Raw genomic sequence first — 12654 nt, 5'->3', positions numbered from 1 at the left:
GGAGGCTGAGCATGACACAGTCGGTTTCCGATGAGTCCTCCGACACCTTCCCGTTGAGTTTCGGGCTGCATTCCGGGTTTCAGCCGGTGGACTTCAGCGAGTCCTCGGCGGAACGTGCCGAGCGGTTGTTCGAGTCGGCGCGCTCGGCCCTTCCGGGGTTGGCGGAGGAGCAGTGCCTTCGGCTGCTCGTCGCCAACGAGTACCTGCTGCGGCGGATGGCCGAAGAGGGGATCATCTACGCCGCCAATTTCGTGGGGCGCTCGGCACGGGACACCACAGCCGCCACCACCGCGCAGTTCACGCTCACGCTGCGCGACGTCGAGCTGAAGGCCACTCGACCGCTGGAGGCGCTGGCCGCCGGGCTCCGCGAGGAGGACGCTCGGCGGGAGGTCGATTTCGTGGATCTCACCGTGGGGCGTTGCCTGGCCGTGGTGCAGCAGGACACTCCGAAGCCGGAGGTCAACCTGACCGGGGCAGCACACTACGAGCCGCGAGTTTCCCGGCAGTTCCAGGTGATCGTTCCGCTGGTCGAGCGGAGCCAGCTCGCGATCTTCGGGCTTGCCACCGAGTGTCTGCGCGACTGGGAGGACTACGTGGCGATGATGGCCGACATCTGTAACAGCATCCAGTGGCGTGACTCGGAGCGGAGCTCCATCGAGGACAAGTTGGCGGGACTGCTGTGAACTCGGGAGAGGGGAGTTGGCGTTGACACTCCTGGACTTGGTGTGGGTGTTCCCGGTATTAGGTGGGGTATATGTGGTATTCGGAGTGATTCTGTTGGTCAGGAATCATTTCAAATCGTTGGGGACGCATGTGGCCAAGGTGCGTGAAGACCTGGCCTCGCGAGAGAAGAACGGTGCTTCGAGGTTGATATCGGGTTCCTATCCGAAACTCTCGAACGAGATGATGCGTGACCTTGCCGAGCACGAAGGATTCGTTTTTCTGGGCAGCACAGGGCGCAGCATGAATTTTCAACGTCCAGTACCTTCCGACGGCGAGCCAGTGGAAGTGCCTGGTGCCTGGAAGGGACGGATCGAACCACACGGTGGCCTGGGGTCGGGCAAGCATCGGCGGTTGTTGCTGGAGTGGTTGGACGGGGCTTCCGCTGACGACTCTTCTCTGACGTTGCGTCGTGATCAGCTGGGTGCGTTGCCGAAGTCGGAGATCCTGGGGGTGGCGGCCGAGTACGGTTGGTCGTTCGAGTCGGAGGAGATCACCGACACCGAGTGGCGGCTGTTCTTCCGGCCCGGCGCGACTGAGCATGAGCAGGACGAGAGGTGGTTGTTCGTCGATGACGGATGACGCGGGAAGCCCAACCGAAGCGGAATTCCTGCGCCGCCTCGAAAACGCGCGCACCAACCTCGCCGGTGTGGCCTATGTGGACGTCCCCTACAGCGAGAAGAAGATCTCGCTGCGGCACTACCGCGGTCTGGTGCGCGAGCGGGGCTGGCGGGTCACCGGTATGGAGCGTGGCGACGAAGGGATGTTCCGGCTCGTGCTCGAACGGTCCGACTCCACTTCCGCCCCACATATCCTCGGCCCCACCTTCATCGAAGGGCCGAGCCTGGACGAACTGCGCGGCAACCAGGCCGCCCTGCTGGAGGCCGAACGCGTGCGGCGGGAGACCGGCGTGGACGTGCTGTCCGACTCGGTGCTCGACGGAGTGCGCAGCGAGCACGTGCGGCTGCGCCGTCGCTACGTCCGGCTGGGACGGCTAGCCTCGCTGCCCGCGCTGCTCGCGTTCGTCACGCTCATGTTCTCGCTGGTTAATCGGGGAGAGGGCAATCCCGAGGCGGCCGATACGCTGCTGCTCGTCTCGGCGGTCTCGGCGGTGGTCTTCGCGCTGTCACTCTGGCCGACGATCCGTGCCGCCAGAGCACGCACGGCGGTCGTGGCCGACTACAAGGCGGGCTACGAACGCGTCGTCGCGGCGGCGCTGGGCAGTAGCACCACGAGGGGCACCAGCACCACGGGGCGAAGCTGAACCGCTTCCCGCATTCAGTACCTCGCGGCCACGAGGCGGCCGTCGATTTCTCGCGAAATCGCCGCGCGGCTGGAAGGTGAGAGGATGACCTCCTCCGCGACGGAGACAGCCGGAGGTGGATTACGTGGAGCTCCTTGAAGCCCTCATCCTCGTGATGTCCCCGCTGCCGAGCGTCATACTGCTCGGTGCGCTCACCGTCCACCTGGTGCGCCATGCGAACAAGCCGTGGCGCCCCGAACTCGAACGCGCCCGGAAGGATCTGCACGGGCGGCGTGATTCGGCGGGTCTGGTGTGGCTGGACGCCGACGACTACGAGAAGGTCTCCACCGAGATGCTGCGCGAGCTGGGACGGCACGAGGGATTCACCCTGTTCGAGCGAACGAAGTACCACGATCTCGGATTCCGGCCCACCGGTAGCCGCGAAGCGCTGCGGGAACGACGGCACGGAGCCGCGGAAGCCCCGGTCGGTCGTGACAGCGGTCGCCCGTTCGCGCGCTGGAGACTGCGCCGCATGCTGCGCGGCGCTCGCGCGGCCGATACCGAGCTGGTGCTGCCCCGGCAACGGTTGGGCCCGCTGTCCAGCGGGGAGATTCTCGACACCGCTTCCCGACACGGTTGGGAGCTGCGTGAGGAGCAGCTCGTGGCGGAAGAATGGCGGTTGGTCTTTCGCCACACCGGTACGGCGTCGGGACCGGAGGAGAACCGGCTTCGCGACGAATGAGGCCCCGCCCCGCCACTATGCGCACCGATCGGCGACACGCCAGGACCCGTGCTCCTGGGCCGCCACCCGAACTGTGATGATCGGTGGTGCCATCGAGCCTGCTCCGTTTGGGTGATTACCGACCGGGGTAGTGATCGAACAGGCGGAGAGACCCCACCCTCGACAAGGAGTTCGCCGTGAGCATCCTCAGTTGGATCCTGTTCGGTCTGATCGCGGGAGCAGTGGCCAAGCTGATCCTTCCTGGCAAGGATCCCGGCGGCATCATCGTGACCATCGGCATCGGCGTAGTCGGAGGTCTGCTCGGCGGCTGGCTGGGCAGCTCCTTCTTCGGCGGCGGCGGGATATCCGGCTTCAACCTCGCCAGCTTCGGCTGGGCGGTGCTCGGCTCGCTGATCCTGCTGCTGCTCTACCGCCTCGTCTTCCACAAGTCCCGAGGCTGATCCCACGGTTGGCCACCTCGCGTGGGAGGCCGGGCAATCGGGTGACTGTGTAACCGAGTCGGTGCCTCGCGGCGTCGGGCCGTTCCTGGAGCAGCGGCGGCCCACGCCGCGACACGGCTCCCGCGCTCTTCTCACGCGCCGCGCACCCACACGTCACCCTCCCGGTAAATCCGGGAAACGGGGGAGTCGGAGCACCCGTTTCGGGGCACTTCGGCGTCGACTGTTGCTACTCGCCAGTAGAACGGTGTTTACTGGCCGGCCTGTGTGATGGATCACCACAAGGCCGGGGCGAGCTCTTCGTCGCGGCCGGAAGGGCCAGGCAACGGTGCGCCGAATACTCTCGACAGCCGCCGCGACCCTCATCGCCGCACTGTGCGGTTCCCTGCTCGCCCCGGCCGCCACGGCCGAGACGAACGGGGTGACCGTGCACCGGGCGAGCATCCCCGGGTCGGGCGGCGTCACGCTGCGAGCCAAAGTCATCGAACCCACCGGCGAGTCGGCCGAGCCACGACCGCTGCTGGTCATGCCCGCCAGCTGGGCCACTCCCAACATCGAGTACGTCGGGGCCGCCGCCCGGCTGGCCTACGAGTCGGGCTACGTGGTCGTCAGCTACACCGCCCGTGGGTTCTACGCATCCGGCGGTGAGGTCGAGGTCGCGGGCGAGGAGGACGTCGCCGACGCCAGCGAGGTCATCGACTGGGCCGTGGCCAACACCTCCGCCGGGGATGAGAACGTCGGCATGGCCGGTATCTCCTACGGCGCCGGTATCAGCGCGCTGACCGCCGCGTCCGACCCCAGGGTGGACGCGGTAGCGGCCATGAGCGGCTGGGCCGACCTCGTCGCGTCGCTGTACCCCAACCGTACGGTCAACGCCTCCGGCGCCGAACTGCTGCTGGGAGTCGGCGAACTCACCGGAAGGTTCGGCGACGACCTCACCGAGCTGGAGAACGCCTACCGCGAGCACCGCACCGAGGACGCGCTGCATCTGGCAGGGGACCGTTCCCCGATCAACGAGCTCGACGAGCTCAACGCCAACGGCACCGCCGTGATGCTCGCCAACTCCTGGCAGGACTCGCTGTTCCCGCCGAAGCAGATCACCGACCTGTTCAGCGGCCTGAACGGCCCCAAACGGCTAATGCTCGCTCCCGGTGACCACGCCACCGCCGAGCTCTTCGGAGCGGCGGGTCTGCCCAATCACATCTGGGACACCGCGGCCCGCTGGTTCGACCAGCAGCTGCGCGGTGTGGACGAGGGCATGGGCGACAGTGCCGTGGAGATCCAGCCGCTGAACGGCTCCGAGTGGAAGCGGTACCCGGACTGGCAGTCGGTCACCGACCACACCACCACCCGCGAACTCACCGAACCCACCCGGCGGCACCTGTTCGCCCCCGAGACCGGCGGGCTGAGCACCGAGCGCGGCACCGGGTGGCGGCACTCGATCGACAGCGGCGACCCGACCCTGGCCAACAGTGGCCTCGTCCTGGTCAGTGGCGCGTTGCAGGGCTACGCGCGGATCCCGGTCGGAGTCTCGGTGCCGTTCGTGGACCGGGACGACGCCGCGGTGTGGGCGACCGAACCCTACGCGGACGGCGTCAACGTCACCGGCACCCCGCGACTGCGGGTGAACGTCACCCCTGAGGACGACAGCGTGTCACTGTTCGCCTACCTCTACGACGTCGGTCCTCTCGGCAACGGAAGTCTCATCAGCCACAAGCCTGTGACACTGCGTAATGATTCCCCCGGGGTGCGGAGCCGGGTGGACATCTCGCTGCAACCCACTTCCTGGCAGGTGGCCGAGGGACACCGGCTGGTTCTGGTGGTGGACACCGTGGACGGTCGCTACCGCGACGAGAGCTCCGGCGGCGAGGTGACGTTCGATTCCTCGGCCGAACAGCCTGCCGGATTGCGAATTCCGGTGGGTTGACAACGTTGCCGCTCCGATGACCGCCTGCCGCTCGGCTCTCCTGTGGCGCCCGTGCCGGATGGTGCGGGCACCACTGTGACCGGCCGAAAACGGATCCGAAAAACCGCTCGAACTGTTCGGATCCGTTCGGTTGTGCTATCAGGATTCGGTCGAATACGAATAGTGTCCGAAAAGTAGCGCAACGAAGTTTTTCTCGTTGTTCGCGGTATGTTTTCGCCACGGGCGGGAACGCTGCTCCACAATCGCCGTCTTCGGCTGTACCGTGGCGTATATGACGGATGTTCGTCCACCGGACGCGTTACAGCGCGAAGGTGCCGATGATGAGCCACCGAGAAGACCCTTAAGGCGCATATCGGGAGATCTGCAGGTCAGGGGCGTGGACATGCAGCGCCCCAACGCCGCACGCATGTTCGATTATTACCTCGGAGGTACTGCCAATTTCGCGGCGGACAGACAGGCCGTCGACCGGCTGGTGGCCGAGGTCCCCGAGGCCCGGGTTTACGCACGTGCGACGCGGGCTTTTCTCGGACGATTGATCCGTTTTCTGAGCCATCGCGGAATCGATCAGTTTCTGGATCTGGGATCGGGAATGCCGACCGTCGGGAATGTGCACGAAATAGCCCGCCGGTGCCGCTCCGACGCACGAGTCGCCTATGTGGATGTCGAGCCCGAGGTCGTGGCGCACGCCAGGCAGCTGCTGCGCGGGGTCGACAACGTGACCGTCACACAGGCCGACATCCGGGAGCCGGAAACGGTGCTGTCGGCGCCGGAGGTCACCGAGCTGCTCGACTTCACCCGCCCTGTCGCGGTGCTGGCCGTGTCGATCCTGCCCTACGTTCCGGATGCCGACGACCCCGCCTCGCTCGTGGCCGCCTACCGGGACAACTGCGTGCCGGGCAGCTACCTGGCCGTCTCGCACAGCACGCCGCTGACGATGACCGAGGAGCAGGTGCGCCACAGCGAGTCGGCTTACCAGGGAACCCGCACGCCGCTGGCCGTGCGTGAGATCGAGCGGATCCGCGAGCTGCTTCCCGGCTACTCGCTCGTCGAGCCCGGGCTGGTCCCGCTGCCGCAGTGGCGGCCGGAACCGGACATCAACGCCCAGCAGGACGCCACCGCCTCCGCCAACGCGGTAGGAGCGCTCGGCTACCTTCCTTGAACTTGTACTCCCGTTGTGTAGCTGGTCGGGTAGCCGTCACGTGAGTCGGCGCCTTGGGAGTGTTGGGCCGGCTCTTGAGTAGCGACCTACGCGGCGAGCGGCCCGGCCTCGCGATGCATCCGACTCACGCACCGGGGACGAGCCCGCTCCCGCGCTCATGGTCGCGTCTCGACGGGCTGCCCGGCGATTTCGCGGGAAATCGACGCCGCGCCGACGGTCAACCGAGGCACGCGCCAGCGTGTACCGCCCACCAGCGCTCTCATATGTCTCCAGCGGGCAAGTATCCGGTGCACATTACGAAGAGCTACGCTCCGAGCCGACCGAATTCCTTGGCAAAAGCGCCCCGACCACGTGCGTGAGATCGAGAACATTTATTCCTTGGGAAGCCGCTCGGTTACCGAGAGTGTTTTTGACGTGGAGCGATCATGACGGCGGGCTGGGTGGCCTATGTCGACGAATCCGAGCCGCACTGTCCCGAAGAGCCGATGTATGTGTTGGCGGCGGCTCTGGTCGATCGTGCTCAGCATGAGCAGGCCACTACGGCTGTGCAGGAACTACGGCTTCCCGGGCAGCGCAAGGTGCACTGGCACGACGAGTCAGCCGCGCGACGCTATCGCTTGGCAGCGGCGGTGGCCGACCTGGAGGTCCTGCATCCGGTCGTGGTCCGCCTCGGTGGTCCTTCGGGGGAGCGCTCCGAGCGTCGTCGACGCCTTTGCCTGCGGCGGTTGCTCTACGAGCTGGAGCAGGCCGACGTCGATCGCGTCATTATGGAAGCCCGCCAGGAGCAGCAAAACCGTGCTGATCGGACGATGCTGGATACCCTGCGTGCGCAGAAGGTGCTGACCAGTGCGGTACGGATGGAGCACGTTCGGGGACGGGATTCGCCGATGCTGGCCATTCCCGACATCGTTTGCGGGGCAGTGACCGCTGAGCAGGGCGGCGTGCCGGATTATCTACAAGCTCTCAAGCCGCTGGTCACATTGCATACTCTTCATGCGGTCGAGGGGGAGTAGAAACTACGCGAACCCGGGACCCCGTCGTCCGGCGGGAGTACCCGGGCTCACTTCCATCGGCTCCGCGAAGCCGTGGCTTCTGCGGCTACTCTAGCACTTCTCCAGCGGGCCGGACCACCAGTTCGGCCCGCGTCGGGGCGCGGCGATTTCGCGGGAAATCGCCGCCGCTCCAGCGGTCAACCGAGGCACGTGTGGGGGACACGTGTGCGGTTCGTGGGGGCACTCTCACGCCGGGGCGGGTTCGGAACGATCGAGGGCAGCCCGGCTTCGAGTGGTTATCGAGCCACGTACCCCGTTGGCGATTAGTGACCAATTCATTGATTTTGCTACTCGATCGGGTGACTTTGGGATGCGTCCTGATCACGCAGCGACACAGCTGCTGTCCCAAAAGGAGCCCCAGCTTGTCACTAGCAAGAATCTTCGCCCGGACGGCCACCGCCGCGCTGATCGCGGTCGGCATGGCAGCTCCGGCCCAGGCAGCCGTCTCCGCTCCGGTCGCCGACGACGGCTCCGGCCCGGAGACGATGATCATCGACGGTGGTTACGCCGACGACGCCCCGTGGGCGGCGCGGATGTTCGCCGACGGCAGGCAGGCGTGCAGCGCCTCGGTGATCGCTCCGAAGTGGGTACTCACCGCACAGCACTGTGTCCAGGGCGCCAATCAGGTCAGCTTCCGAGTGGGAAGCCTCGACCAGACCCAGGGCCGTGAGGTGTTCGCGGTCCCGGGTGGGGTGCACGTCCATCCCAGCGCGGATCTGGCACTGGTCAATGTGGGCAGTTCGGTCGACGTCGAGTACGCCCCGATCGGCGCCCCGGGGGCCGCCGAGGTCGGCGAGACCGTGCAGACCTACGGCTGGGGTGCCACCTGCACCGACCGTCCCGAGATCGAATGCCAGTCCCAGTGGCTGAAGGTCGCCGACGTGACCGTGACCGACACCTCCTGCTCCGACTACCGCGGCGGTACCGCGATCTGCGCCTACCGCGGTGACGGCATCCCGGCGGGCGGCGACTCCGGCGGCCCGATGTTCGCCACCGCCGCCGACGGTGACTACGTGCAGGTGGGAGTGGCTTCCACCAGCGACCGCTCCTCGCGTACCGCCTACACCAACGTGACTCGCTACAGCAGCTGGATCGGTTCCCTCGCGGGCGTGTGACGCGGTTTCCTCCCCGTCGTGGCTACACCCGATTTCCCCGTCGCCGTTCACGGCGGCGGGGAAATGTGTGTGGAAACACACGTGGCGCAACTCCTTCCCGCGTTGTCTCGGGTTCGGGCATTGACCGCTACCGAAGTATCGGTGCATCGTGACCGACGAAATCGATCACGGGGTGAGATCGTGATCGTATTCGGTGTCAAGAATAGATCGTTTCGTTGTTTTCGCAGTTCAAGGTGCTGAAATTGGCCTCTTCGGAGGTGGAGCAAATCGCTGCTAGCGATCCTTTTTTGGTATGGCAAGAAATTTGTTGTGCTTGTCACGGGGTATTTCGCTCCGCGCCTGGTGGAGGAAATGTCGATCTTTTCTCGCCTGGCGATTTCACCGGTGCGTGGTTAGTTTCGTGAGACATGACCGGCGAAAAACCTGGCCATCGTGGCGCACGGCCCGGTGGCGTGAGTGGGTCAGCCGGGCGGGTGGAGATCGACGCTCCGGCCGTCGCGGACGGCCCGGAGCTGTACCGGATCACGCGTGATTCGGGGGTACTGGACGTCAACTCCCCCTACGCCTACCTGCTGTGGTGTCGCGATTTCGCGACTACCTCGTTGGTGGCGCGTTCGCACGACGGGGTGGTGGGCTTCGTGACCGGATACGTCCGGCCCGACGCCGGGGACACCCTCGTGGTGTGGCAGATCGGCGTCGACGCCGCGCTGCGCGGCCACGGCGTGGCGAGTCGCCTGCTGGAACGGCTGCTCGACACGGCGTCGCGGGACGGTATCCGCTACCTGGAAACCACCATCACCGCCGACAACGCGGCCTCGATCAACCTCTTCTCCGCGCTGGCGCGCGACCGCGGCGCTCCGCTCGAGGTGAGCCCGCTGTTCCCGGCCGAGCTGTTCCCGGACTCACACATCGGCGAGGACCTCCACCGCATCGGACCGTTCGCCACCGACGGTGCCAAGGCACACGGCACTCCAGCGGCGTCCGTCTCGTGAGGCTCCGCGCCACACACACCCGACCCGGTTCGCGGTGAGACCCGAACCGCGAACCATCCAGCCGTGTCACCGCACGGCACGACACGTAACCGGCCCGGCGGGCGAGGCGTCACGAGCGCTTCGAACCGGGCCGAACGGAGGATCGTGAAAGACGTCTTCGCAACCCAGGAATCAGAGGTCCGCAGCTACAGCCGAACCTGGCCCGCGACCTTCGACCGCGCGCTGGGCAGCTGGCTCTACGACGAGAACGGGAACGCCTACCTCGACTTCTTCGCCGGGGCCGGTGCGCTCAACTACGGGCACAACAACCCGCTGCTCAAGCGCAAACTGATCGAGTACATCGAGCGCGACGGGATACACCACGGCCTCGACCAGGCCACGGTCGCGAGGGGTGAGTTCCTGCGCACCATCGACGAGAAGCTGTTCCGGCCGCGTGGGCTCAACTACAAGGTGCAGTTCCCCGGACCGACGGGCACCAACTCGGTCGAGGCCGCGCTGAAGCTGGCACGCAAGATCACCGGACGTGAGTCGATCATCAGCTTCACCAACGCCTTCCACGGCATGACGCTGGGCTCGCTCTCGGTCACCGGCAACTCGATGAAACGCGGCGGGGCGGGCATCCCGCTGGTGCACGCCACGCCGATGCCCTACGACAACTACTTCGACGGCCAGGTCGACGACTTCCTCTACTTCGAGTCGTTGCTGCGGGACAGCGGCAGTGGTCTGAACGCGCCCGCCGCGGTGATCGTGGAGACCCTGCAGGGTGAGGGCGGTATCAACGACACCCGCGCCGAGTGGCTGCGCGGACTGTCCGAGCTGTGCGGGCGGCACGGCATCCTGCTCATCGTCGACGACGTGCAGATGGGCTGCGGCAGGACCGGGCCGTTCTTCAGCTTCGAGCACGCGGGCATCGAGCCGGACATCGTCTGCCTGTCCAAGTCCATCGGCGGTTACGGGAGTCCGCTGGCGCTGACCCTGATCAAGCCGGAGCACGACGTCTGGGAACCCGGCGAGCACAACGGCACCTTCCGCGGCAACAACCCCGCCCTGGTCACGGCGACCGAGGCGCTGCGGCAGTACTGGAGCGACGACGAGCTGGAACGCGCCACCACCGCCAAGGGCGAGCGCGTCGGCGAGGCGCTGTTGGAGCTCGGGGCCGACTACCCAGGGCTGCTGTCCAAGGGGCGTGGTCTCGCACGGGGCCTCGGTTTCGCCGAGCCCGAGATGGCGGGCAAGGTTTCCAAGGCCGCCTTCGACCGGGGGATGATCCTGGAGACCTCCGGTCCCAGCGACGAGGTGGTCAAGGTGATGCCCCCGCTGACGATCACCGAGGACGAGCTGGAGCGGGGTATCCGGATCATTCGGGACTCCGTGCGCTCGGTACTGGCCTGAGGCACCCACAGCCGGCCTGAGCACCCACAGCCCGCCCGAAGCACCGGGGCGTGCGGCGGGCGTGCGAACGCGCTCCCGCCGCACGGCGCCCGCCGCGTCCGGCCCCTGAAACGTCCACCCCCGAAACACCGAGGAGACGACTTGATCGTTCGTACCGTCCGGGACGTCGAGAACACCGAATCCGACATCAGGACCGAGAACTGGCGCAGCAAACGGATCATCCTCGCCAAGGAGAAGGCCGGGTTCTCGGTGCACGAGACCACGCTGTACGCGGGCACGGTCAACGAGTTCTGGTACGCCAACCACATCGAGGCCGTGTTCGTGTTCGAGGGCGAGGGCGAGATCACCGATCACGCCACCGGGGAGACGCATCCCCTCGGGCCGGGCTCGTTGTACCTGCTCGACGACCACGACAAGCACCAGGTGCGCCCCAGAACCGACATGCGCACCGTCTGCGTGTTCAACCCGCCGGTGACCGGCAGGGAGGTGCACGACGAGAACGGGGTCTATCCCCTGGTGACAGAGGAGGAGTGAGCCGCGGGGGCGATCGAGCAGCGGCCACGTAGCCGTGGGAGTGGTCGTCCTCGGCGCGACGGCGCCGAGGGGGACCAGCTCACCCCAGGGTCAGGTACCGCCGGTCGTTGAACTTCTCGCCCACGCAGGAAGCGCCGAGGTCGTGTCCGATGCGCTCTATCACGTCGGCCAGCTCCAGCCGGTTGAGCCAGTCCCGCGGCAGTGCGGCGGTGCCGTGCCTGGCGCCCAGGATGGCTCCGGTGATGGCCGCCGTGGTGTCGCTGTGCCCCGAGTGGTTGGCGGCCAGCCACAGCGCGTCGCGGAACTGCTCGCGCTTGGGCAGGGCCAGCGCGCAGTAGGCCCCGATGGCCAACGCCTCCGGGCCGACCCAGCCCTGGCCCAGTCGCTGGACGTACGCCGTGCGCACGTCGATGCGGGCGAGGGTGGCCGCATCGGCCAGTCCCGTGGCCGTTTCGCCGTCCTCCCGCAGCACTCTGCCCGCCGCCTGGTCCACCGCCTGCGGGATTCGCCTGCCCTGCACCGCCAGCAGGTGGATCAGCGCGGCCATGGCTCCCGCCGCCGCCCATCCGCCGGGGGCGCCGTGGGTCAGCGCGCCGAACTGGCAGCCCAGCGTGTAGGACATCTCGACGGTGGGAGCGAAGCCGGCTCCGGCCGCGCGGTCCACCGCGCCACACCCCTTGGAACTGTTGATCGGTTCCTCGGGGGTTCCCAGAAGGTCCTCCTGCAGCGCGCGCAGGCTGGTCAGCCCGGGGGAGCGGTTCACGTAGAGCTCCGGCTCGGCCAACAGGCCGGTCGCACCGTAGTGCGGTTTGTCCTCCTGCTGGGTCAGCAGCCACCGCCGATAGGCGGCGCCCGTGGCTTCCACCGGGCGCCACCGGCCGCCGTTGTTGCCGGTCGCCCAGGCGTGCAGGTATCCCTCGCCGGTGAACAGCAGCATCTGCGCGGCGTCGCCGAGTAGCGCCTGCGGTGGTGGTTCGGTTACTCCGTCGGGGCCGTAGCGCGCACGGATGTCACCGTGCTCCTCGAACTCGACCGGAACTCCGAGGGAGTCGCCCAGCGCCGCACCGAGCAAGCACCCCACGGCACGATCCACCACCGTGGACGACGTCGACACCCGGGATACCTCCACAGTGGTCTTGCTCGCGTTCTGATCCTCACCCGACTCTACTGGCCCGCCACAGCCACTTGGCAGCGATCTGTGCAATTGCACGGCGGAGTTTGCTCACAGATCGTGACATTCGTCGAAGAATAAAAGTTGATCTTAGTCTGTTGGGGTGAAGCCAGGTGAATCCGAACACGTTTGTCGGTTTTAGTGGTTAACGTGGATCGGTTTCGGGACGT

The 12654-nt window shown here is 66.8% G+C and carries 13 protein-coding genes; 12 read left to right on the top strand and 1 reads right to left on the bottom strand.

Annotated features, from left to right (window positions below):
* Positions 1–11: 11 nt before the first annotated feature.
* The 12 genes from BM150_RS14190 to BM150_RS14135 all read left to right on the top strand — a co-directional run bounded on the left by BM150_RS14190 (position 12) and on the right by BM150_RS14135 (position 11313).
* Positions 12–683 carry a hypothetical protein gene (locus BM150_RS14190; protein ID WP_092927724.1) on the top strand — a complete coding sequence of 224 codons (672 nt, stop codon included), beginning with the start codon at positions 12–14 and terminating at the stop codon, positions 681–683.
* A gap of 22 nt (positions 684–705) precedes the next feature.
* Positions 706–1302 carry a hypothetical protein gene (locus BM150_RS14185; protein ID WP_139219535.1) on the top strand — a complete coding sequence of 199 codons (597 nt, stop codon included), beginning with the start codon at positions 706–708 and terminating at the stop codon, positions 1300–1302.
* A complete protein-coding gene (locus tag BM150_RS14180) occupies positions 1292–1984 on the top strand; it encodes a hypothetical protein (protein ID WP_092927722.1) in 693 nt (230 codons plus the stop codon). The genes BM150_RS14185 and BM150_RS14180 overlap by 11 nt, the downstream gene beginning before the upstream one ends.
* Positions 1985–2108: 124 nt before the next feature.
* On the top strand, positions 2109–2705 hold the full coding sequence (locus tag BM150_RS14175; RefSeq protein WP_139219534.1) for a hypothetical protein: 597 nt from the start codon (positions 2109–2111) through the stop codon (positions 2703–2705).
* A 176-nt stretch (positions 2706–2881) separates the two neighbouring features.
* Positions 2882–3145 carry a GlsB/YeaQ/YmgE family stress response membrane protein gene (locus tag BM150_RS14170; RefSeq protein ID WP_092927720.1) on the top strand — a complete coding sequence of 88 codons (264 nt, stop codon included), beginning with the start codon at positions 2882–2884 and terminating at the stop codon, positions 3143–3145.
* 325 nt (positions 3146–3470) lie between these two features.
* Complete coding sequence (locus BM150_RS14165) at positions 3471–5069, top strand: CocE/NonD family hydrolase (RefSeq protein WP_092927719.1); 1599 nt, start codon at positions 3471–3473, stop codon at positions 5067–5069.
* 271 nt (positions 5070–5340) lie between these two features.
* Positions 5341–6228 (top strand): SAM-dependent methyltransferase, encoded by an 888-nt coding sequence (locus BM150_RS14160; RefSeq protein ID WP_175496823.1) that lies wholly within the window; start codon positions 5341–5343, stop codon positions 6226–6228.
* A 425-nt stretch (positions 6229–6653) separates the two neighbouring features.
* Entirely contained in the window at positions 6654–7241 is a 588-nt protein-coding gene (locus BM150_RS14155; protein WP_092927717.1) for a DUF3800 domain-containing protein, read from the top strand.
* Between the two features lie 401 nt (positions 7242–7642).
* The gene (locus tag BM150_RS14150; RefSeq protein WP_217641637.1) at positions 7643–8395 is read left to right on the top strand and encodes a S1 family peptidase; all 753 of its coding nucleotides are present in this window, start codon (positions 7643–7645) and stop codon (positions 8393–8395) included.
* A 407-nt stretch (positions 8396–8802) separates the two neighbouring features.
* Positions 8803–9387: a diaminobutyrate acetyltransferase gene (ectA, locus tag BM150_RS14145; protein WP_092927716.1), complete on the top strand. Its 585-nt coding sequence runs from the start codon at positions 8803–8805 to the stop codon at positions 9385–9387.
* A 144-nt stretch (positions 9388–9531) separates the two neighbouring features.
* On the top strand, positions 9532–10779 hold the full coding sequence (ectB, locus tag BM150_RS14140) for a diaminobutyrate--2-oxoglutarate transaminase (RefSeq protein ID WP_092927715.1): 1248 nt from the start codon (positions 9532–9534) through the stop codon (positions 10777–10779).
* A gap of 141 nt (positions 10780–10920) precedes the next feature.
* Positions 10921–11313: an ectoine synthase gene (locus BM150_RS14135; RefSeq protein WP_092927714.1), complete on the top strand. Its 393-nt coding sequence runs from the start codon at positions 10921–10923 to the stop codon at positions 11311–11313.
* Positions 11314–11392: 79 nt separating this feature from the next.
* Here the strand turns inward: BM150_RS14135 and BM150_RS14130 are convergent, their stop codons facing one another.
* Positions 11393–12427 (bottom strand): ADP-ribosylglycohydrolase family protein, encoded by a 1035-nt coding sequence (locus BM150_RS14130; protein WP_245755494.1) that lies wholly within the window; start codon positions 12425–12427, stop codon positions 11393–11395.
* Positions 12428–12654: the final 227 nt, after the last annotated feature.

This window comes from Actinopolyspora alba (genome assembly GCF_900112765.1).
GTDB classification, from domain to species: Bacteria; Actinomycetota; Actinomycetes; order Mycobacteriales; family Pseudonocardiaceae; genus Actinopolyspora; species Actinopolyspora alba.
This window is presented reverse-complemented; position numbering and strand designations above follow the sequence as displayed.

What these genes read in the sequence shown, in the direction of transcription:
- BM150_RS14190 (WP_092927724.1), top strand. Translation starts at nt 12, where the DNA reads ATGACACAGTCGGTTTCCGATGAGTCCTCCGACACCTTCCCGTTGAGT.
- BM150_RS14180 (WP_092927722.1), top strand. Translation starts at nt 1,292, where the DNA reads ATGACGGATGACGCGGGAAGCCCAACCGAAGCGGAATTCCTGCGCCGC.
- BM150_RS14160 (WP_175496823.1), top strand. Translation starts at nt 5,341, where the DNA reads ATGACGGATGTTCGTCCACCGGACGCGTTACAGCGCGAAGGTGCCGAT.
- BM150_RS14155 (WP_092927717.1), top strand. Translation starts at nt 6,654, where the DNA reads ATGACGGCGGGCTGGGTGGCCTATGTCGACGAATCCGAGCCGCACTGT.
- ectA (WP_092927716.1), top strand. Translation starts at nt 8,803, where the DNA reads ATGACCGGCGAAAAACCTGGCCATCGTGGCGCACGGCCCGGTGGCGTG.